At 63.1% G+C, this 19,883-nt stretch carries 18 protein-coding genes and 1 pseudogene; 10 read left to right on the top strand and 9 right to left on the bottom strand.

Annotated elements, in window-relative coordinates:
• Positions 1 to 62 precede the first annotated feature (62 nt).
• From YU3_RS0119150 to YU3_RS0119135, 4 genes are all read right to left on the bottom strand, one after another.
• Positions 63 to 623: an ABC transporter permease subunit gene (locus tag YU3_RS0119150; protein ID WP_245273543.1), complete on the bottom strand. Its 561-nt coding sequence runs from the start codon at positions 621 to 623 to the stop codon at positions 63 to 65.
• A 223-nt stretch (positions 624 to 846) separates the two neighbouring features.
• The gene (locus YU3_RS0119145) at positions 847 to 1,734 is read right to left on the bottom strand and encodes an ABC transporter permease (RefSeq protein WP_027167782.1); all 888 of its coding nucleotides are present in this window, start codon (positions 1,732 to 1,734) and stop codon (positions 847 to 849) included.
• The gene (locus YU3_RS0119140; RefSeq protein WP_036258907.1) at positions 1,731 to 2,768 is read right to left on the bottom strand and encodes an ABC transporter ATP-binding protein; all 1,038 of its coding nucleotides are present in this window, start codon (positions 2,766 to 2,768) and stop codon (positions 1,731 to 1,733) included. The genes YU3_RS0119145 and YU3_RS0119140 overlap by 4 nt, the downstream gene beginning before the upstream one ends.
• Positions 2,769 to 2,805: 37 nt before the next feature.
• Positions 2,806 to 3,825, bottom strand: coding sequence for an ABC transporter substrate-binding protein (locus YU3_RS0119135; protein ID WP_245273541.1), 1,020 nt, complete (start codon positions 3,823 to 3,825; stop codon positions 2,806 to 2,808).
• 218 nt (positions 3,826 to 4,043) lie between these two features.
• Here YU3_RS0119135 and YU3_RS0119130 point away from each other — a divergent pair, with 218 nt between their 5' ends.
• Positions 4,044 to 5,042, top strand: coding sequence for a LacI family DNA-binding transcriptional regulator (locus YU3_RS0119130; protein WP_027167779.1), 999 nt, complete (start codon positions 4,044 to 4,046; stop codon positions 5,040 to 5,042).
• A gap of 511 nt (positions 5,043 to 5,553) precedes the next feature.
• Here YU3_RS0119130 and YU3_RS0119125 read toward each other — a convergent pair.
• Positions 5,554 to 6,015, bottom strand: coding sequence for an NUDIX hydrolase (locus YU3_RS0119125; protein ID WP_027167778.1), 462 nt, complete (start codon positions 6,013 to 6,015; stop codon positions 5,554 to 5,556).
• A gap of 782 nt (positions 6,016 to 6,797) precedes the next feature.
• Entirely contained in the window at positions 6,798 to 7,721 is a 924-nt protein-coding gene (locus tag YU3_RS0119115; protein WP_027167776.1) for an SMP-30/gluconolactonase/LRE family protein, read from the bottom strand.
• 136 nt (positions 7,722 to 7,857) lie between these two features.
• On the opposite strand from YU3_RS0119115, the gene YU3_RS0119110 reads away from it, so the two are divergent.
• From YU3_RS0119110 to YU3_RS0119100, 3 genes are read left to right on the top strand one after another with little or no spacing between them, the layout of a single operon-like run.
• Positions 7,858 to 9,351 carry a sugar ABC transporter ATP-binding protein gene (locus YU3_RS0119110; RefSeq protein WP_027167775.1) on the top strand — a complete coding sequence of 498 codons (1,494 nt, stop codon included), beginning with the start codon at positions 7,858 to 7,860 and terminating at the stop codon, positions 9,349 to 9,351.
• Between the two features lie 9 nt (positions 9,352 to 9,360).
• Complete coding sequence (locus tag YU3_RS0119105) at positions 9,361 to 10,443, top strand: ABC transporter permease (RefSeq protein WP_027167774.1); 1,083 nt, start codon at positions 9,361 to 9,363, stop codon at positions 10,441 to 10,443.
• Between the two features lie 13 nt (positions 10,444 to 10,456).
• Complete coding sequence (locus YU3_RS0119100) at positions 10,457 to 11,554, top strand: substrate-binding domain-containing protein (RefSeq protein ID WP_027167773.1); 1,098 nt, start codon at positions 10,457 to 10,459, stop codon at positions 11,552 to 11,554.
• A 71-nt stretch (positions 11,555 to 11,625) separates the two neighbouring features.
• On the opposite strand, the gene YU3_RS0119095 is transcribed toward YU3_RS0119100, so the two are convergent.
• Genes YU3_RS0119095 through YU3_RS0119085 form a run of 3 tightly spaced genes read right to left on the bottom strand, consistent with a single transcriptional unit; the run spans position 11,626 to position 14,689 of the window.
• Positions 11,626 to 12,645: a LacI family DNA-binding transcriptional regulator gene (locus tag YU3_RS0119095; RefSeq protein ID WP_027167772.1), complete on the bottom strand. Its 1,020-nt coding sequence runs from the start codon at positions 12,643 to 12,645 to the stop codon at positions 11,626 to 11,628.
• Between the two features lie 48 nt (positions 12,646 to 12,693).
• On the bottom strand, positions 12,694 to 13,728 hold the full coding sequence (locus tag YU3_RS0119090; RefSeq protein WP_027167771.1) for an L-idonate 5-dehydrogenase: 1,035 nt from the start codon (positions 13,726 to 13,728) through the stop codon (positions 12,694 to 12,696).
• Between the two features lie 13 nt (positions 13,729 to 13,741).
• Positions 13,742 to 14,689 (bottom strand): 2-hydroxyacid dehydrogenase, encoded by a 948-nt coding sequence (locus YU3_RS0119085; protein WP_027167770.1) that lies wholly within the window; start codon positions 14,687 to 14,689, stop codon positions 13,742 to 13,744.
• An 88-nt stretch (positions 14,690 to 14,777) separates the two neighbouring features.
• On the opposite strand from YU3_RS0119085, the gene YU3_RS0119080 reads away from it, so the two are divergent.
• From YU3_RS0119080 to YU3_RS0119055, 6 genes and pseudogenes are all read left to right on the top strand, one after another.
• Positions 14,778 to 15,533 (top strand): SDR family oxidoreductase, encoded by a 756-nt coding sequence (locus YU3_RS0119080; RefSeq protein WP_027167769.1) that lies wholly within the window; start codon positions 14,778 to 14,780, stop codon positions 15,531 to 15,533.
• Positions 15,502 to 16,038 carry a gluconokinase gene (locus tag YU3_RS0119075; protein WP_156913517.1) on the top strand — a complete coding sequence of 179 codons (537 nt, stop codon included), beginning with the start codon at positions 15,502 to 15,504 and terminating at the stop codon, positions 16,036 to 16,038. The genes YU3_RS0119080 and YU3_RS0119075 overlap by 32 nt, the downstream gene beginning before the upstream one ends.
• Positions 16,035 to 16,922 carry an NAD(P)-dependent oxidoreductase gene (locus tag YU3_RS0119070; RefSeq protein WP_027167767.1) on the top strand — a complete coding sequence of 296 codons (888 nt, stop codon included), beginning with the start codon at positions 16,035 to 16,037 and terminating at the stop codon, positions 16,920 to 16,922. Before YU3_RS0119075 ends, YU3_RS0119070 begins: the two co-directional genes overlap by 4 nt.
• Positions 16,919 to 17,260: a hypothetical protein gene (locus tag YU3_RS0119065; protein ID WP_027167766.1), complete on the top strand. Its 342-nt coding sequence runs from the start codon at positions 16,919 to 16,921 to the stop codon at positions 17,258 to 17,260. The genes YU3_RS0119070 and YU3_RS0119065 overlap by 4 nt, the downstream gene beginning before the upstream one ends.
• A gap of 523 nt (positions 17,261 to 17,783) precedes the next feature.
• On the top strand, positions 17,784 to 19,247 hold the full coding sequence (locus YU3_RS0119060; RefSeq protein ID WP_027167765.1) for a PLP-dependent aminotransferase family protein: 1,464 nt from the start codon (positions 17,784 to 17,786) through the stop codon (positions 19,245 to 19,247).
• Between the two features lie 127 nt (positions 19,248 to 19,374).
• A pseudogene (locus YU3_RS0119055) lies at positions 19,375 to 19,883 on the top strand (IS5 family transposase); the annotation flags it as partial.

Raw genomic sequence — 19,883 nt, 5'->3', positions numbered from 1 at the left:
CGTTGATTGATCCGCCGGAGCACCGGCTGCGTGATGTTCTGTAGGCATGTTTCCAGTCTCTGTCAGGATTTTTGGCGAAGGCTCACGATCAGGACGGCGACCAGGACGATGACGGTCCACAAGGTCGAGATCGCCGCAATGGTCGGGTCGATCTGATCGCGCAGCGACAGGAACATGAGCTTCGGCAGCGTGCTGTTTTGACCGCTGGCGACGAAGATCGAAATGACGGACTCGTCGAGCGACGTCAGAAAGGCCATCAGCGTGGCCGACAACAGACTGATCTGAAGTTGCGGAACAATTATCCCGCCGATGGCTCTTGGCCAGTTTGCGCCGAGGCTGCGCGCCGCCTGCACCTGGTTCCAGTCAAAGCGGGCAAGGGCCGGCAACAACACAATGCAGGCGACCGGAATGGCCAGCACCACATGTCCGACCAGCACGCCGAACAGCGTTCCGACCAGACGTTGCGCCGCCAGCACGAAGAAGAGACCGATCGCAAGCAGAATTCCTGGCACGACTGAGGGGGTGAGCAGAACGCCCTGAATGGTCGCCGCAGCCTTTCCGCCGAGCCGATTCATTGAGATGCAGGCCAGCAGCGCCAAGGGCACCGCGACCGTCGCCGTCAATGTCCCAAGGATCAGGCTCGTCCTGAGCCCGGCCATCCATGTCGCCGAACCGAAGAAATTCTCGTACCAGCGTAACGAGTATGCGCGCGGCGGGAACTCGAGAAAATCGGACGCTGAAAAGGAGAGCGGCACGACCACCAGCGTCGGCAGCATCAGGAACGCCAATACGAGCGCGCAAAAGCTCCATAGAAGGATAAGGGCCAGTCTGTTGTCTGGATAGGCTTCAAGCATGGGCTGTATCGACTTTGTGCCCGGCAATCAGCCGCCGCGCAGCCAGGAACATCATCCCCACCAATGCCATCAAGATGAGCAGTAGAATGCCCAGGACGCTCGCCGAGCCCCAATCCTGGAACGTCGATAGCGTGCGCTCGATCCGCGTGGAAAGAGGATTTACCTTGCCGCCGCCAAGCACCGCCGGCGTGATGAAAAACCCTATGGTGTAAATGAAGACGATGATCGAACCCGAGAAGATGCCGCCGGCAGAAAGCGGCAGAATGACCGTGCGGATCGTTTGCCCGAGCGTGGCACCCATGCTCGCCGACGCGCGGACGAGGTTTGCATCGATATCGCGCATCGCCGCATAAACGGGCAGCAGAAAAAGCGGCAGCATGTAGTGAACCATGCCAATGAGCGTTCCCGTGAAATTGTAGACCAGCGGCAATGGCTCGGCTGTCAGGCCTGAGCCGGTCAAAGCCGAGTTGATCAGGCCATCGCGTCGCAACAGGACGAGCCAGCCATAGGTGCGCACCAGAATGGAGGTCCACAACGGCAGCATGACGAATGCCATCAACAAATTGGCCACCCTTGGTCTGGCGCTGGCCAGGGCGAGCGCCAGGGGGGTACCGAGAAGAATGCAGATCGCCAGCGTGGCCAGGGACAATTCAAGGGTTGTGACGAGCGCCGACCATGTCAGTCCGCTAGAAAGCACCTTCTCGTAGTTGCCGACGGTGTACTCGCCCGCCGTGGTCAGGAAGGATTGCCGGATGATCCATAGGATAGGCAGTATCGCCGCCAGTCCCACGATGAAGAGCGCAGGCAGTGAAAGCGAGAGGAAGAACCGCCGCTCGCGTCGAGCGTCTGCTGCCAGCGCAGGATCGGCAAGGACGGTCACGCTGCCGCTCCCGGTATCGCGTGAACTTTCGTTGCTGGTGCATAGGCGGTCACCCGTTGACCGGCGGCAAGTTCGGCGCAGCCCCCGGCAAGTGCTGACGGAATGCAGACAAGGACTTCCTGCCCGCCGTCAAGCGCCAGCGTCAAAAGCCAGTTCTCGCCGCGAAACGTCTTGGCGCGCAGCATTCCCTCAAGCACCATCCCGTCTCGCCCGGCGAGCGTCGCATCAAGATGGAAGCTTTCCGCGCGGATCATCAAAGCTTCGCGCGACGCATCGGCGCCGTCGATTTTGCGCACCGATCCCGGGGCTACAATGTTGGCCTCGCCCATGAACTCCGCGACAAAGCGGGTCGATGGACGATCGTAAATTCGCTGTGGCGTGTCGATCTGCTGAATACGGCCGGAATTCATCACCGCAATCCGATCTGACATGATCAGTGCTTCGCGCTGGTCATGCGTCACATAGATCGTGGTGATCCCCAGATCATCGTGCAGACGCCGAATCTCGTACTGCATGGTTTCGCGCAGATTTTTGTCGAGCGCCGACAACGGCTCATCCATCAGCATCACGCGTGGCTCGAAGACGATCGCCCTCGCCAGCGCTACCCGCTGGCGTTGGCCGCCGGATAGCGCGGCAATATTGCGCTCCGCCAAACCTTCGAGCTTCACGCGGGCCAAAGTATCGAGCGCCCTCTGGCGGGCCTCGGCTTTCGGCGTCTTGCGCAGCACCAGCGGATACTCGACATTTGCCAGGACGCTCATGTGTGGAAACAGGGCATAGTTCTGGAAGACGATGCCGATGTCCCGCTTGTTGGGGGTTAGGCGGGTGATGTCCCGATCACCCAACAAGAGTTTACCGCGATCCAGCCGGACAAATCCGGCCAGGGCCATGAGCAACGTGGTCTTGCCCGATCCGGACGGCCCTAGCAGCGTAAGGAATTCGCCAGCCTGAATGTCGATCGAAACATCATCCAGCGCGACATAAGACCCATAGGTCTTGCGCACGCCGTCGATGGTGATCGGGAGCGACTTCATGATGGGCTCCAGCTTTGGAAGTTGACGAATTCGAGACTCAGCGGTTCATCATTTCATCAAAGGCCTTTTGGGCGACCTCGCCGTTCTTGACCCACCAGCCGGCATTTGAGAACACCGAAGTGCCTGCGTTTTCAGGCGCGGTCGCCAGGGTCTTCAGACGGTCTTTGGGGATAAGGCCACCCTCATAGCCGGCTGGATTGACCGGTCCATAGGCGATGAAGTCGGTCAGCTTCGCCACGCGCGCGGGCTGTGTCATCGCCGCGATGAGCTTCATGGCCGCTTCCTTGTTCGGCGCCCCCTTCGGTACCGCTAGGCAGTCCGTGCCGATGACGGAACCCTTGAACGTGTAGTCAACCGTACCGCCATCGGCTTTCACGGTCTGAGCTCGTCCATTCCAGGTGACCAGCAAATCCGCTTCGCCGTCTTTCAGCAATTGCGCGGACTGCGCTCCCGAGGTCCACCAGACCGAGACATTCGGTTTGATCGCTTCAAGCCGTTTGATGGCGCGATCCAGACCCTCCGGTGTGCTGAGCACGGGATAGACGTCCGCCGGCGCCACGCCGTCGGAGAGCAGCGCGATCTCTATCAAATCCTGCGCATTGGCGCGCAGGGCGCGACGGCCCGGGAACTTCGCGACATCCCAGAACTCCGCCCAGGTCTTCGGCGGGTTCTCGCCATAGGTCTTGGTGTTCCACGACATGACGGTGCCATAGGAGTCGAACGGGTAGCAGTAGTCGGACTTTGCGCCGTCCGGCACGGACTTTGGATCAATGATCTTGTAGTCGAGCGGCTCCAGCAGCGACTGTGCGGCCGCCTGCGCGCCTTCCGGTGAGCCCAAGTGGATGATGTCTGTCGAGACCGCGCCCGAGGTGACCTGCATCTTGAGCGCTGCCAGGCCGTCGCTCTGCGTCTCCTCGCGAACATCATAGCCAAGCTCTTTTGCAGCGGGGGCCCACATGGCCTCCTTTATGGCGTTCCCATAATCACCGCCTGCGGTCGTGATGGTGACCGTCTGGGCCGAAACGGGCAGGGCAACGGTGGCCGCGATTGCGGCCAAGGAAATGCGTAGCCAAGACATAGGTTCTCCTCCCTAGGATTCATTGAAATGTCACTCAAAAGCGCTATTTTTGTTAATCGTAACGTTACGATTGCATCCGAAGACAACGGAGTCAAGTTGCTTTAGCGAGAGCTTGGATTGACCGTGAGTTGGAATCCGGTAACGTTGCGACGGTCTGCAAAATCAGCCGGCGCTTTCGCAAATGAATTCAGGCGATAATGGTCAACCTAAAACAGATCGCGGCGGAACTTTCCCTTTCAGTGACCACGGTATCGCGGGCTCTCAAGGACGGACCGGAAGTGCATCCCTTGACCACGGCGCGCGTCAAGGAGGTGGCGAAGCGGGTCGGCTATGTCCCGAACCATCATGGTCGCGCGCTGAAAACCGGACGAACCCTGACCTTGACGGCAGTGCTGCCGATGGAAACGCGCGACTACCTTTCCGATCTGGCGAAGCTCCCTCTGGTCGAGGGTATGACGCTGGCGGCGAGGAGAGCGGGTTATAGTCTATCCATCTATTCCACCACGCCCGACGACGACCCGGTCGAAAGCGTGCAGCGCCTGCTTCAGGCGCATAGCGCGGACGGCCTCATCATCACACGCCTGGTGTCGGGTGATCCGCGCGTCAAGCTGCTGCTGGATGAACTCATCCCATTCGTCGCGTTTGGAAAAACCGACCTGGATACCGCGTATCCTTATGTCGATATCGACAATGAACAGATTGCCTACGAGGCGACCCGATGGCTCATGGACAAGGGCTGCCGACGTATTGCCCTGCAGCTTCTCGTTCCGGAGGATCAGGCGAGCACCATGCGTCTCGCCGGCTATGGAAGGGCGATGGCGGAGGCCGGTATTCCGATTGACCAGTCCCTGATCGGCCATGGCATGTTCACCATGGAATCAAGCGCCGCCTGGTTCGATCGCTTACTGGGGTCGCCAAATCCACCGACGGGCTTGGCTTGCGCCAACGAGCTGGGCCTTCTAGGGGCATTACACGTTCTTGGCAAAAGAGGTCTTGCGCCGGGGAGCGACGTCCACATTGTCACTCGTGACAGCACGCGGTTGGCACGTTTCCTACCCGCCAAAATTGGCGTTCATTCTGTCGACATGGCAGGGATCGGGCGTACACTCGTCGAAGTGCTGGAGAGGCGGATCGCTAATCCGCTCGGGCCGGTGGAGACAATCTTGTTCAATGGTGAATTCGACCCCGGCGAATAGTCGGGCCGGAAGAGGCGAACCAGTTAGCCCTCAAGAAGAGAAGCGCAGATGTTCGTATTTCCCGAACACTATCTCGCCCAACCGACTGGATCAATGTCCGTGCCGCATCTTTGCCCGCCACGAGTATGCGATCCGACAGCTCCGTTCCTTCTCCGCTCGGGCCAGTTGGAGCGCGCCGACAGCGTCGAAACCACACCCAGCGCCGCGCCTTCCGGATCCTTGGGCCGCGGAAGCGCTTCCGCGGTTGGATAGCGAACGTCTCCACACCGCCGGAGCCAGGCTGACTGTCTGTGCCGGATCACCTGATCCTTTCCACGTCGTCGATCGGAGAACTTTATTGCATAGGTTGTGAGCCGCATTCAGTACCAAGATTCTTCGCTAGGAACGTTTCGAGCAAGAAAAATACCGACCCAACAGCGGCCGCGTGGTACCGTCGCGTTCCGTGATTGATGATCCGGTCCGCGATTGATGATCATGGAATGGGAAAGCCGCAGATTTAACGCTACAGGGGCTACCCAGCTGTTTGATCAGAAGGTTGAAAGCTGGCAATCAACGAGGAAAGCTCGGGCTCGTCGACCAGACTGGCGGCCTGTTGACTGGTCAGCCACCTTCTCTGACGCTGACCTCTTTCTTTCCAGTTGGACAGTTCGGCCTCGACCTCAAGGGCATAGACAGTCACTTGGATCGGGACGAAGGCGTTCTTCACGCGCTTCCAATATTGAAAGGCTCCCACCGGAGTCGGCTTGACCTGTCCCGTGACGCCTGCCTCCTGCTTGGCCTCAAGCGCGACAGCCTGTCGGTCGCTCTTGCCCTTCATCTGCCAGCCCTTCGGAATTACGAACCGCTGCGTCCCTCTTGAGGTCAAGAGGAGGAACTCGATCGAATGGCCATCCCCTCGGCGATAGGGAAGTGCTCCGACCTGATTGAGGAGCTGCCCCTTGCGCGTAAACTTTTTCGCGTTTTTTATCTTCATTTGCTGCCCAAATCATAAGCCAACGAATGATTCGATCAAGGCCATACCGACCTCCTTGCATAACTCGCGCAATTGGCCGGGTCTGCCGTGCGCACAGGGCGGATGCATCAATGAAGCCGTGAGCCGATCGCGTTGGCCTGAACTAGTTTCCGGAAGCGGCATGACGAGTCTGTGACGAAGACATCGGTGAGCCTGGCTTCGAGGTTGACTTCGTTGAGCCGTGTATCGATGAGCGTCTACATTGCCGCAGCCCCGTCGCCAGCGTCGGAGCCGGGCTTGCAGAATTCCTGCCATGGAACTGGAGGGCGCCCTCTCCCAAGTGGCGGCATGAACACGCTGGCTGGAGTGGCGCTACCCAAATGGCCGACTATTTTCGATTTCCAGGTCACCCCTATGAGGTCCGGCGCGCTGAGCTGGAGTTGATTATCCGTGAGCAGCCGCTGCTGATCGGGCTGAGGGCTGAAGGCTTGCGCGATGCTTGGCTGGTCTCTGACGCGATTTACAACACCGTTTGGAATGTCCTTACCGGCCGCCCGGTCCCTGACGATCGCAAGCACCCACGGTGCTCACCCGACGCTTACCTTGTTCCGACCCCTAATCTGGGAAGAGATCGCTGTTCTTGCCGGTGTACGCTGTCGTCTGTAATCAAACGATAGCCTATGCGCCGTTCGCCAACAGGAATTAATGCTCGCTTCGAGGGGTTCAGCCAAATATGGGTGCTCAATCTCGTTGCGAGATGAATCATTCGAGACCTGACCTGACCCGGGCAGGCACCATCGACCTCACGCTCGCGCTGCCGCGTTGGCGACCACAAAGACTGCATAGAGCGACTGTCGCGCCGTGATTAACAGGCGATTGCGCTTGGGGCCGCCGAAGGTGAGGTTGGCCACCGTCTCGGGGATGCGGATCTTGCCAATCAGCGTGCCGTCGGGATCGAAGCAATGGACGCCGTCGCCGGCGCCTGCCCAGAGGCGGCCAGCCATGTCCACCCTGAACCCGTCGAACAGGCCGGCCGTGCACGTAGCAAAAATACCGAGTTCGCGCAGCGTGCTGCCTTCGACCGCGAACTTACGGATGTGCCTTGGCCCGTTCTTCTGATGCGTGACGCCGGTGTCGCCGACATACAAGATGCTCTCGTCCGGCGAGAAGGCGAGACCGTTGGGCTTGGCCATCATCGCGACGACGCGCGTCACCTCGCCGGTCGCGGGATCGGCGCGATAGACGTGGCAGCCATCGATCTCCTGATCGCCGCGATCGCCCTCATAGTCGGTGGCGATGCCGTAGGGCGGATCGGAAAACCACACCGTGCCGTCCGAGCGCACCACCACGTCATTGGGCGAATTCAGCTGCTTACCCCCGAAGCGGTCGGCGATCACCGTGATCGACCCGTCATGCTCGGTGCGCGTGACGCGGCGCGACCGGTGCTCGCAGGTGACCAGGCGCCCCTGCGTGTCGACGGTGTTGCCGTTGGCATTGCCGGACGGCGCGCGGAAGACCGAGACCACGCCATTGGTCTCGTCGTAGCGCATGAGCCGGTCATTCGGGATGTCCGAGAACACCAGATACCGGCCGGGCGCGAACCACGCCGGACCTTCCAGCCAGCGTCCCCCGGTCCACAGCCGCTCGACCGCGACATGGCCGACGAAGCAGCTCTCGAACCGTTCGTCGAGAACCTCGAAGCCGGCGCCCTCTATGTCTCCGAACATGCTTGATCCCTCCGCGATAACGGCTCATCGATAGCCTTTGCGGCCTGCCATTTTCAAGACTTGACCTGCAAAAATGTTAGCGATAACATCGATGCCAATTCAGTCTGTTTGCTTGGCTTGGGAGGAGGCCAAAACGATGCGGCCCAAGCTCATCGAATTCATCGATATCTCCAAGCGCTTCGGCGGAACGCTGGCGCTGAACTCGGTCTCGCTCGACATCCACGCGGGCGAGATCGTCGCGCTGCTCGGCGAGAATGGCGCCGGCAAGTCGACGCTCATCAAGACGCTCGCCGGCATCCACAGGCGCGACCAGGGCACGATCCGCTTTCGCGGCGAGGACTACCACCACCGCCCGCCGCGCCCCAACAAGCCACAGAAGGTCGCCTTCATCCATCAGGACCTCGGCCTGATCGAATGGATGACCGTTGCCGAGAATGTCGGCATGGCGCAGGGTTTTTCACGCCGCTCCGGCCTGATCGACTGGCGCGACACCGAGCGCCGCGCCGAGCGCGCTCTGGCGCTGGTCGGCTGCGCCTTCGATCCGGCGACGCGTGTCCAGGATCTTTCCCGCACCGAAAAATCTCTGGTGGCGATCGCGCGCGCCTTGGCCACCGAGGCCGATGTGTTGGTGCTCGACGAGCCGACAGCAAGCCTGCCGGCCGACGAGGTCGAGCGCCTGTTCGAGGCGCTGCGGCCGCTGCGCGAGCGCGGCGTCGGCATGATCTATGTCTCGCACCGGCTGGACGAGGTGTTCCGCATCGCCGACCGTGTTGCCGTCATGCGCGATGGCCGCATGGTCGCGGTGAAGCCGGTCGCCGAGACCACGCCGCAGGAACTGGTCGATCTCATCGTCGGCCGACCGGCGCACCAGATGTTCGCCAAGTCGCAATGGACGGACGGGCCGGAGCGGCTGAGGGTCGAGAGCCTTACCTGCGGCAGCGTCGGCCCGGTCCGCTTCGAGGCGCGCTCCGGCGAGCTGCTCGGCCTGGTCGGCCTGCGCGGCGCTGGACAGGAGGCCGTCGGGCGCGCGTTGTTCGGCGCCGAGCCTTTCGAGGGCAATGTCTCGCTCGACGGCAACAGCCTCGACCTGTCCTCGGTCGGCGCCGCCCTTGCCGCCGGCGTCGGCCTCATCGCACGCGACCGCACCGAGGAGTCGGTCGCGCTGTCGCTCTCCGTGCGCGAGAACATGTATCTCAACCCGTCGGCCGTCGGCCGCGGCCTGTTCTCCTTCATGAAGCCGGCACGGGAAAGCGAGCTCACCCAGGAGCTCGGCGCGCGGCTCGGGCTCAGGCCCAACGATCCGCATTTGCCGATCGAGGCGCTCTCCGGCGGCAACCAGCAGAAGGTGGTCGTCGGCCGCTGGCTGGCGACGGGCCGCAAGCTCCTGATCGCCGAGGATCCGACGGCAGGCGTCGATGTCGGCGCCAAGGCCGAGATCTACAGGCTGATCGCGGTTGCCGTCGAGGCCGGGCTCGCGGTCATCGTCGTCTCCACCGATTTCGAGGAGGTCGCCCATATCTGCCATCGCGCCCTCGTCTTCTCGCATAACCGCATCGTGCGCGAGCTTGCCGGCGATGCCTTGACCACGGCGGCGCTCATCCGCGCTGCCTCTGTGTCCGAAGCCGCCTGAGGAGGATCCATGAACTCGATCAAATCGACGGCGCTGGAGCCGACCCGCTCGGAACTGTCAGGGCTGAGCTTTGCTCAGAAGGCGGCGCGCTACCTGCCGGTCTACGGCCTGCCGATCCTGACGCTGCTCTTGATCCTGCTGTTCTCGCTGCTTCTGCCGCGAACGTTCCCGACGCTGCTCAATCTGCGCTCGATCGTCTCCGACAAGGCGATCATCGCGCTGCTGTCGCTGGCGGCAATGATCCCCATGGCCTCGGGCCGCATCGACCTGACGGTGGGCTACGGCATCGTTCTCTGGCACATCCTGGCCATCAGCCTGCAGACCGCCTTCGGCGTGCCGTGGCCGATCGCGGTGATCATCGTCATCCTGCTCGGCGTGCTTGCCGGCTTCATCAACGGCTGGCTGGTCGAGGTGGCACGCATCGATTCCTTCATCGCGACGCTCGGCACCGGCACCGTGCTCTACGCTTTGGCCATGTGGTACACCGGCGGCCGCCAGGTCGTCGGCGTGCTGCCTGACGGCTTCCTCTCCCTCAACGGCACGATGCTGTTCGGCCTGCCGATCACCGGCTACTACGTGGTCGTCCTGGCGCTCGCCATGTGGCTCGTGCTCGAATACATGCCGCTCGGCCGCTACCTCTACGCCATCGGCGCCAACCCGAAGGCCGCCGCGCTCAACGGGATTCCGGTACGGAAATTCGTCATGGGCGCCTTCGTCGCCTCAGGCGCGCTGACCGCGCTGGGCGGCGTGCTGCTCGCCTCGAAGCTCAGGATCGGCCAGGCCAGCGTCGGTCTCGAATATCTGCTGCCGGCACTGGTCGGCGCCTTCCTCGGGTCGACCACCATCAAGCCCGGCCGCGTCAATGTCTGGGGCACGATCATCGGCGTGGTCATCCTCGCCGTCGGCATTTCCGGCATCCAGCAGTTCGGCGGCTCGTTCTGGGTCGAGCCGCTGTTCAACGGCGTCACTCTGCTCGTCGCGATCGGCATTGCTGGCTACGCGCAGCGCCGCCGCGGCGCGGTCGTGCCGTCCCAGGCACCCGCCAATCAACCAGCCACCAGCCAACCAACAACGACAACCAAAAATGCTTAATGGGAGAAACGATATGCATCGCAGGACAATCCTTCAGCTTGGCGTCGCCTGCCTGGCGCTCGGCATCGCCTCGCCGACCCTTGCCGACCCGATGGCCGAGGCCAAGGCGGTCGTCGACAAATACGCCAGCAAGGTCGAGAAGTGGGACGGGCCGACGACCGGGCCGAAGGGGGCTGCGGGCAAGACCATCGTCGTGCTTGGCGCCGACATGAAGAACGGCGGCATTCTCGGCGTCACCAAGGGCGTCGAGGAGGCCGCGGCGGCACTCGGCTGGACGGTCAAGACGCTTGACGGCGCCGGCTCCATCGGCGGCCGCACGGCAGCCTTCGGCCAGGCGCTGGCGCTCAATCCCGACGGCATCATCATCAACGGCTTCGATGCCGTCGAGCAGAAGCCGGCGATGGAGCAGGCGAAGGCGGCCAAGATCCCGATGGCGGCATGGCACGCCGCACCGACGGTCGGGCCGATCGACGATCTCGGCATCATCGCCAATGTCTCGACCGATCCGATGGAAGTGTCGAAGGCGGCGGCCGACTGGGCCTTCGTCGATGCCAAGGGCAAGCCCGGCGTCATCATCTTCGCCGATTCCACCTATCAGATCGCCATCGCCAAGGCGGACCGGATGAAGAAGGAGATCGAGGATCTCGGCGGCAAGGTGCTCGAATATGTCGACACGCCGATCGCCGAGACCTCGCAGCGCATGCCGCAGCTCACCACGTCGCTGCTGCAGAAATACGGCGATCAATGGACCCATTCGCTGGCGATCAACGATCTCTATTTCGACTTCATGGGACCGTCGCTGGCAGCCGCCGGCAAGTCGGGCACCGACGCGCCGATCAGCGTGGCCGCCGGCGACGGCTCGGAATCGGCCTACCAGCGCATCCGCTCCGGCCAGTTCCAGAAGGTGACGGTGGCCGAGCCGCTGAACCTGCAGGGCTGGCAGCTCGTCGACGAGCTCAACCGCGCCATGGCCGGCGAGAAATGGTCGGGCTACATCTCGCCATTGCACGTTGTGACCTCGAACAATGTCGAGTTCGACGGCGGCCCGGACAACCGCTTCGACCCCGGCAACGGCTACCGCGACGAATACAAGAAGGTCTGGGGCAAATAAGCTTCGGCAGTATCTGTCGGAACAGCCAAGGGCCGGCTGTCACCCCGCCGGCCCTTGGTTTTCAAAAGCGTTCAAGCCGTGTGGCGCACGATCACTTTGGGTGTCATGCCGACGACCACCCGGTCGTCCGTCGCCCGGCGCCCGTTGAGGAGGTCGAGCACCAGCTCGGCGACGCGGATGCCGATCTCATGCGCGCCGACATCGATCGTGGTGATCGGCGGCACCGACTGCTCGGCAAGATCGTAGGCGCCGAAGCCGGCGATCGCGACGTCGTCGGGAACACGGATGCCGCGCCGCAGGCATTCCATCAGCGCACCGAAGGCGGAAAGGTCCGACACGCACATCACCGCCTGCGTGTCTGGCCAGCGCGAGATCATCTCGACCATGGCGGTGGCGCCCTCGCGCATCGAGATCGGCGGCACGCCGGAGGCGATCACGCGCGAGGCGTCGAGGCCGCGGTCCTGCAGCGCCGCGACGAAGCCGCGCCGCCGGTCGAGGCCGCGCGTGTCGCGCGAGGTGTCGCCGCCGATGAAGCCGAGCCTTAAATAGCCGCGCGCGACGAAATGATCGACCATCAGCCGCCCGGCGTCCGCGTTGGAGAAGCCGACGACATGGCCGATCGGCTCGCTGGGCAGGTCCCAGGTTTCCACCACGGGCACGCCGGCATTGGTCAGCATCTTGCGGCAGCGCGGCGTGTGCCGGCCGCCGGTGACGATGATCGCTTCCGGCCGCCGCCGCAGCAACTGCCCGACCAGGCGCTCTTCCTCCTCGACATTGTAGTCGGTGAAGCCGAGCAGGATCTCCAGACCGCTGTCGCGCAGTCCCTCGGTCATGCCGCGCACCGTGTCGGCGAAGTTGGCATTGTTGATCGAAGGGATTGTCGCCGCGACGAAACCGGAGCGTCGTGAGGAAAGATTGGCGGCGATACTGTCGAAGACATAGCCGAGCTCTTCTGCTGCCCGCAGGATGCGGTCGCGTGTGTCCGCGCTGACCGAGGCATCGCGCTTGAAGGCGCGCGACACGGTCATCGTCGAGACGTTGGCGCGATGCGCGACATCGGCCATGGTCGGGCGTTTGGGCGGAGGCTGCATGGCCGTACGTTATCGATATCACAATGGAATGCAACGCACCGCCGAAGCTTATGCAAAGGCGATCTGGACCTTCATCGCGCGGCTTCGGTCATTGGCGAGCTCGAAGCCCGCCAGAGCCTCGTCGAAGGCCACCGTGTGGGTGATCAGCGGCTTGACGTCGATCAGTCCCTTGCGCATCAGCTCGATGCCCACCGCGAATTCCGGGTGAAAACGGAACGAGCCGTTGATCGACAATTCCTTGGCGGTAACCGTCGACATCGGCAGCGCCATCTCGGCGCCACCGAGGCCGAGCTGCACAATGGTGCCGCGCGGTCGCGTCGCCGCGATACCTTGCGCCAACGCTGCCGCAGCACCTGAGCATTCATAGAGGACATCGAACGTCCCCTTGTCGGCGAGATAGGGCGCCAAGCCCTCAAGATCGGTACGGGTGTTGATCGCCTTGTCGGCACCGGCGCGACTGGCCATCGCCAGGGTGAAATCGGTGATGTCGACGGCGACGATATCGGCGGCGCCGGCACGCCGAGCGCTGATGATCGACAACAGGCCGATCGGACCGCAGCCGGTCACCAGGACGCGCTTGCCGAGCATCTCGCCGGCCCGGCGCGTGGCGTGAAGGCACACCGCCAGCGGTTCGGCCATCGCCGCCTCGCCGGCGCTCAATCCATCGGCCGGCACGCACTGCGGCGCATCCGCCACCAGCATTTCGCGGAACGCGCCCTGGATGTGCGGGAACGGCATTGCGCTGCCGTAAAAGCGCATGTTGAGGCACTGGTTGTGCATGCCCTCGCGGCAATAGCGGCAGCTGTAGCAGGGCCGCGACGGCGAGACGGCGACCAGTTGCCCACGCTCCAGCCCGCTGACGCCGGGCCCGATTTTTTCGATGACGCCGGAGACCTCATGGCCGAGGATCATCGGCTCCTTCAGGCGCACCGTTCCGAAGCCGCCGTGATTGTAGTAGTGCAGGTCGCTGCCGCAGATGCCGCCGGCGGCGAGACGCAATAGCACCTGGCCCGGCCCCGGCTCCTCGACCGGGCGGTCCTCGATGCGCAGATCCTTGGCGGCGTGAATGACGATCGACTTCATAGCGGGCGAACTCCTACAGCACCGGTGTGAGCAGGGGCTGGCCGGCGAAATGAGCGGCAAGGTTGTCGCGCACCAGCTTGCCCATCGCCTTGCGCGTTTCGACCGTGCCCGAGGCATGGTGCGGCTGCAGCAGCACATTGTCGAGCGCGAGGAAGCGTGGATTGAGCTTCGGCTCGCCTTCGAAGACGTCGAGCGCGGCCGAGCCGAGCACATTCGTCTCGAGCGCGTCGAGCAGCGCCTCCTCATCGATGTTGGACGCGCGCGAGATGTTGATCAGCATGCCTTCCTCGCCAAGCGCCGCGATCACGTCCTTGTTCACGATGTGGCGCGTCGCGGCGGAGGCGGCAAGCGTCACGAAGAGGAAGTCCGAACGCCCGGCAAGCGCAACCGGATCGGCGACGAATTCCCAGCCCGAGGCGAAATCCTTCGGCGCGACATCGCTGTAGGCGATGTCCATGCCGAAGCCGGCAAGCCGCTTGGCCACCTCATAGCCGATACGGCCGAGGCCGAGCACGCCGGCCCGCCGGCCCCAGACGCGGCGCTTGAGCGGATAGAGCCCCCTGGCCGCCCAGCTGCCGTCGCGCACCCAGCGCTCGGCGCCGATCATGCCGCGCGACAGGCAAAGCATCATGGCAACGCCGAGATCGGCGACATCGTTGGTCAGCACGTCAGGCGTGTTGGTGACGCGCACGCCCCGCTCCCGGCATGCCGCGAGATCGACCGCGTCGAACCCGACGCCATAGACGGAAACGACCTCGAGCGAAGGGCAGGCCTCGATCATGGCGCGGTTCGCGCCAAGCTCGCCGCGCGTGGCGATGCCACGCACAAGTGGCCCGACCTCGGCGAGGAAAGACGGCTTGTCAGCCGCCTCGAAATAGCGATGCACCCTGAAGGCTTCGTTGAGCGGCTCCTCGTCCCATGCGGGATAGGGTCCAACCTGAAGGATGTGAGGCCGCTGCATCGGTTTCGCTCCACTAGACTTGACAGAAGATGTTATCGATAACATAACAAGCTTGCGTGCCGCGAGGCAATCGGGAAAATTCAGATTTATGTCATCCACCCTGTTCGATCTCACCGGGCGCACAGCGCTCGTAACTGGCTCCTCGCAAGGCATCGGCTTCGCCTTGGCCAAAGGCCTCGCCGAAGCAGGCGCCAAAGTGGTCCTCAACGGCCGCGACGACGCGAAGCTGAGTGCCGCGGCCAGCCAGATTCCCGGCGCCGCGAGCCTCGCCTTCGACGCGACCGACCATGACAAGGTGCGGGCGGCCATCGACGCTTTCGAGCGTGTCGGCGGGGCGATCGACATTCTGGTCAACAATGCCGGCATGCAGTTCCGCACGCCGCTCGAGGACTTTCCCGCCGACGCGTTCGAGCGCCTGCTGCAGACCAATGTCGCCAGCGTCTTCCATGTCGGCCAGGCCGTGGCGCGGCACATGATCGGGCGCGGCCGCGGCAAGATCATCAACATCGCCAGCGTGCAGACGGCGCTCGCCCGCCCGGGCATCGCGCCCTACACGGCGACCAAGGGCGCGGTCGGCAACCTCACCAAGGGCATGGCGACGGACTGGGCGAAACACGGGTTGCAATGCAACGCGATCGCGCCCGGCTATTTCGACACGCCGCTCAACGCAGCCCTTGTCGCCGACCCGGCATTCAGCGCGTGGCTGGAAAAACGGACGCCCGCCGGGCGCTGGGGCAAGGTCGAGGAACTGGTCGGCGCCTGCGTCTTCCTGGCCTCCGACGCATCATCCTTTGTCAACGGACACATTCTCTATGTCGATGGCGGCATCACGGCTTCGATCTGACCCGCCGCCGCGCATGGTGGTCATGGGCGTCACCGGTTCGGGCAAGACGACGGTCGGCGAGGCGCTCGCCCACGCGATCTCGGCGACATATGTCGATGGCGACAAGCTGCACCCGCAGGCCAACATCGCCAAGATGAGCGCCGGCATTCCGCTTGACGACGCCGACAGGTGGCCTTGGCTGGCCAAGGTCGGCGAAACCCTCAGCCAACAACCCGCGCCGGTGATCGTCGGCTGCTCGGCGCTGAAGCGGGCCTATCGCGATTTCATCGCCGAGCGGGCTGGCGCACCGGTGCTGTTCATCTATCTCGACGGTTCGCGCGGGCTGATCTCGAAACGCATGCATGAGCGCACCGGCCACTTCATGCCCACCAGCCTGCTCGATAGCCAGTTCGCGACGCTTGAGATGCCGGGCGAGGACGAGAACGCTATCGCCGTGGCGATCGACGCGCCGCTCGACCAAATCGTCGCCGACATAGCAGCCAAATTCGGAGAGCTACCGTCATGACCAACAAAGTCGCACTGATCGGCGCCGGCGCCATGGGCGGGGCGATCGGCGAGCGCCTGCTCGCCACCGGCAATCGCCTCGCCGTGTTCGACCTCGACAAGGCCAAGGCGGAGGCGCTGGTCGCCAAGGGCGCGCTCGCCATGGCGAGCGCTGCCGAGGCGGCCGCCGCGGCCGACTACGTGATCCTGAGCCTCAATTCGGCGCCGATCGTGCGCCTCGCCGTGTTCGGCGACAGCGGCGTGGCTGCAGGCGCCAGGCCCGGCACGCTGATCGTCGACATGTCGTCCATCGATCCCGACGCGACGCGCCAACTGGCCGCCGACGCAAGCGAGAAGGGTTTGCGCTGGGTCGACAGTCCGCTCTCGGGCGGCGCGCCGAAGGCGCTGATCGGCGAGTTGACGCTGATGGCCGGCGGCGAGGCCCAGGATGTCGCGGACGCCCACAAGGTGCTGCGCAACGTCGCCACCAACTACACCCATATGGGCCCGGCCGGCGCCGGCCAGACGACCAAGCTGCTCAACCAGGTGCTGTGCGCCCTGAATTTCATGGCTGTGGCTGAGGCGACGCGGCTGGCGCTCGACGCCGGCGTCGATGCGCTCAAGATCCCGCAAGCGCTAAGGGGTGGCCGCGCCGATAGCGCCATCCTGCAGGAATACCTGCCGCGCTTCGCGACCCGCGACTACCGGCGAACCGGCCGCATCGACAACATGGTGAAGGACCTCAACGCCGCGCAGGATCTGGCGCGGCGCACCCACACGGCAATGCCGCTGACGGCCGTCTGCGCCGAGGTGCACCGGTTGCTGACGGCCGCCGGACTGGGCGGCGAGGACCAGGCCGCGCTGATGGAATTTTTCCAACGCAAGGACGAGGAGGACGGCAAATGATCACGCGCTACGCACTGTTCGAGGGCAAGGTGAAGGACGGCCACACGGAGGCGTTCCGCAAGGACGTCATCGAGACCGTCCTGCCCAAGTGGAAGGCCTTCCCCGGTGCGCTGGACGTGCGCGTCTCCTTCGCCGAAAAGCGCGACGACGGCGCGCCGGAATTCCCGATGATACTGGCAATCAACTATCGCGACATGGCGGCGGTCGACGCCGCCCTTGCCAGCCCCGCCCGCGCCGAATCGCGCGCCGCGACCGAGGCGGTCCTGGCCAGATATTTCGAAGGCCGCATCCACCACCACGTCACCATCGCGAACGAGTTCCCGTTGGCGGGAGATTGATCACCGTCAGGAGAGGATATTGGATCTCGTGGGGGCCGCAGCGCGCAACTGCAGTGAGGTAGGATCGGCGCAATGCCGTTGTTTTTGCACGCTTTTATATCACAATAGGTGTCACAAAATCTAGCACCGCTCGCTGCCAATGCACCCCAGCTTTTGCCAAGCCACGCGCTCTATAGAGATGACGATGCGGAACAGGATAGCTCGAGCCATGCCTCGCCCGTCGGACGGCCTCGCATTGGGGTCATCGAGGCGATCCTGCGCGGTCCATAACGGACGCGAAACGCACACTGGCCTACCGTAATCGCCCTTGGGGGAAGGACTTCGAGCAACCATTGCCTCCGCAACGGCACGGCTCTTCGTCGTTTGTCTCCAGCCTCTAAAAAGATGGATTCACAGGTCCGAAAATCTTCCAGCCAAGTTCGAAGCTGATGCTAAATTAGCAACCACAATTTCAGATCACTACTAGGTCATCCGCCGCCCGGCATTATGGTTCTGCGAAATCCATCCAACCTATAAGAATTCTATGGATCCATTCTTCGAGCTGCCGCTTCAGCTTCCAATCCGAGGATCGCGGCAGATCGTTACGGCGCTGCATGGTCAATTGCGGCAAGCCATCTTCGATGGACGACTAAAGGCGGACAGCCCCCTACCCCCCACGCGACAACTCGCAACGTTCCTCGGTGTCTCACGCAACACGGTGATCGCGGCCTATGATCGCCTTATCGCGGAGGGTCATGCGTTTTCCAGGCAGGGATCGGGGACACGTGTCTCGCGCCTTGCCGTGCCGGCGATGGAGATGAGCAATACGGCATCCCGTCCTGCTGCGGAGGAGGACAGGGGAATTGCTCGGCGATGGCCCCTGGACGAAGCGCCTCCAGCGCATACGTCGCCTGCAATACGCTATGATTTCCGTTTGGGTATGCCTGACATTGGACGCTTCCCGTTTCAGATATGGCAGAGGCTTCAGACCCGCGCACTCCGGTCGTTGATGCGGTCAACCGCCACATACGAAGCCCCCGAAGGGCGCTTCGATCTGCGGCAAGCAATCGCCGGGCACGTGTCCTTCGCGCGAGCCGTCGCGTGCGATGCGCAGGACGTGGTTGTTACTGCCGGGGCCCAACAAGCTTTTGATCTCATTGCTCGCGTCATGATCGAGCAAGGCCGAACCCACGTGGCCGTGGAGGACCCAGGCTATCCGCCGGCGCGCTGGGCCTTTGCCAGGGCCGGTGCGAAGGTCACGCCTGTGCCGGTGGACGGTGAAGGACTGATCGTTGAGCGGGTTCCGGCCGATATCGCCGTGATCATGGTGACGCCGTCGCATCAGTTCCCCGTGGGTGTTGTCATGTCACCCCGGCGTCGCGCAGAGCTGCTCGACTTCGCCAATCGACATGATGCGGTCATCGTCGAAGACGACTACGACGGTGAATTCCGCTTCAGCGGACTCCCGGTCGAGGCTTTACAAACGCTCGATCGCACCGATCGGGTGTTTTACGTCGGGACGTTCTCTAAAAGTCTGCTGCCCGCCCTTCGGCTCGGCTACATAATCGCTCCTTATTGGGCACACGACCCATTGATCGTCACAAAGCAGGCCTCGGACTGGTTCTCACCTTCGGTAGCCCAAGGTGCACCGGCCGCCTTCATCACGGAAGGCCATCTTGCGCGGCATGTTCGCGCAATGCGCCGCATCTACGGTGAGCGGCGCACTGCGATCAATGAAGCTCTGGCGCGCCATTGCGCCGATATCATGCGGCCCATCCCGTCTTTGGCTGGACTGCACATGGCGGCGCATCTCGATCGCGGGGTTTCGAGCAATCTCGACCAGGTCCTAAGCGCCCACGGTCTGGCGATAGAACCGCTTGAGCGTTACCAGATCGAAGATCGGGGCTGGACCGGTCTGGTTCTTAGCTTCGGAACAATCGGCACTGCGGAAATCGATCCCGCGATTCGACTTCTGGCGAACATCCTGGGGAAACGCAAAACTTCATAAACCCGGCGTAGGCAAGCCGTCCTGGCGTTACGCCTCGGCGAGCCGCATTTCCACTAAGGCCTGTTTACAGTCAGGATTCCCAAAGCGGCAGAAAATTGATTCAAGGCTGGAAATGGAGACCTAGCCTTTGATTCGATTGATGTTGAGCGACAGCCAGTGGGAGCGGATCGCGCCGGAGCTGTCGGGTAAAGCCGGTGATCCCGGCTGCAGCGGGCGCGACAACCGGCTGTTTATCGAAGCCGTTCTTTGGATCGCGCGCACCGGCTCGCCGTGGCGTGATCTGCCAGAGGTGTTCGGCAAGTGGTTCACCGTATATACGCGCTTCTGGCGCTGGGCGCAGAAGGGCGTGTGGGAGCGTATCTTTAAGACCCTCAGCGATGATCCCGATTTCGAATATGTCCTTGTCGACGGCACGCTCGTCCGGGTCCNCCAGCATGGCACCGGCGCAAAAGGGGGACTCAAAATCAGGCCATAGGCCGCTCGCGTGGCGGCCTGACCACCAAAATCATGGCCTTGGTCGATGCCCTCGGCAATCTCATTCGCTTCGTCCTTTTGCCCGGCCAGCGTCACGACAGCATCGGGGTCGAGCCTTTGATCGCCGGCCTCGATTTTGAGGCACTCCTCGGCGACAAGGCC

Source organism: Mesorhizobium sp. WSM3224, from assembly GCF_000427725.1.
Taxonomy (GTDB): domain Bacteria; phylum Pseudomonadota; class Alphaproteobacteria; order Rhizobiales; family Rhizobiaceae; genus Mesorhizobium.
This window is presented reverse-complemented; position numbering and strand designations above follow the sequence as displayed.

Coding starts and splice junctions, on each gene's coding strand:
- YU3_RS0119140 (WP_036258907.1), bottom strand. CDS start 2,768: ATGAAGTCGCTCCCGATCACCATCGACGGCGTGCGCAAGACCTATGGG.
- YU3_RS0119130 (WP_027167779.1), top strand. CDS start 4,044: ATGGTCAACCTAAAACAGATCGCGGCGGAACTTTCCCTTTCAGTGACC.
- YU3_RS0119125 (WP_027167778.1), bottom strand. CDS start 6,015: ATGAAGATAAAAAACGCGAAAAAGTTTACGCGCAAGGGGCAGCTCCTC.
- YU3_RS0119115 (WP_027167776.1), bottom strand. CDS start 7,721: ATGTTCGGAGACATAGAGGGCGCCGGCTTCGAGGTTCTCGACGAACGG.
- YU3_RS0119110 (WP_027167775.1), top strand. CDS start 7,858: ATGCGGCCCAAGCTCATCGAATTCATCGATATCTCCAAGCGCTTCGGC.
- YU3_RS0119105 (WP_027167774.1), top strand. CDS start 9,361: ATGAACTCGATCAAATCGACGGCGCTGGAGCCGACCCGCTCGGAACTG.
- YU3_RS0119100 (WP_027167773.1), top strand. CDS start 10,457: ATGCATCGCAGGACAATCCTTCAGCTTGGCGTCGCCTGCCTGGCGCTC.
- YU3_RS0119095 (WP_027167772.1), bottom strand. CDS start 12,645: ATGCAGCCTCCGCCCAAACGCCCGACCATGGCCGATGTCGCGCATCGC.
- YU3_RS0119090 (WP_027167771.1), bottom strand. CDS start 13,728: ATGAAGTCGATCGTCATTCACGCCGCCAAGGATCTGCGCATCGAGGAC.
- YU3_RS0119085 (WP_027167770.1), bottom strand. CDS start 14,689: ATGCAGCGGCCTCACATCCTTCAGGTTGGACCCTATCCCGCATGGGAC.
- YU3_RS0119080 (WP_027167769.1), top strand. CDS start 14,778: ATGTCATCCACCCTGTTCGATCTCACCGGGCGCACAGCGCTCGTAACT.
- YU3_RS0119075 (WP_156913517.1), top strand. CDS start 15,502: ATGTCGATGGCGGCATCACGGCTTCGATCTGACCCGCCGCCGCGCATG.
- YU3_RS0119070 (WP_027167767.1), top strand. CDS start 16,035: ATGACCAACAAAGTCGCACTGATCGGCGCCGGCGCCATGGGCGGGGCG.
- YU3_RS0119065 (WP_027167766.1), top strand. CDS start 16,919: ATGATCACGCGCTACGCACTGTTCGAGGGCAAGGTGAAGGACGGCCAC.
- YU3_RS0119060 (WP_027167765.1), top strand. CDS start 17,784: ATGGATCCATTCTTCGAGCTGCCGCTTCAGCTTCCAATCCGAGGATCG.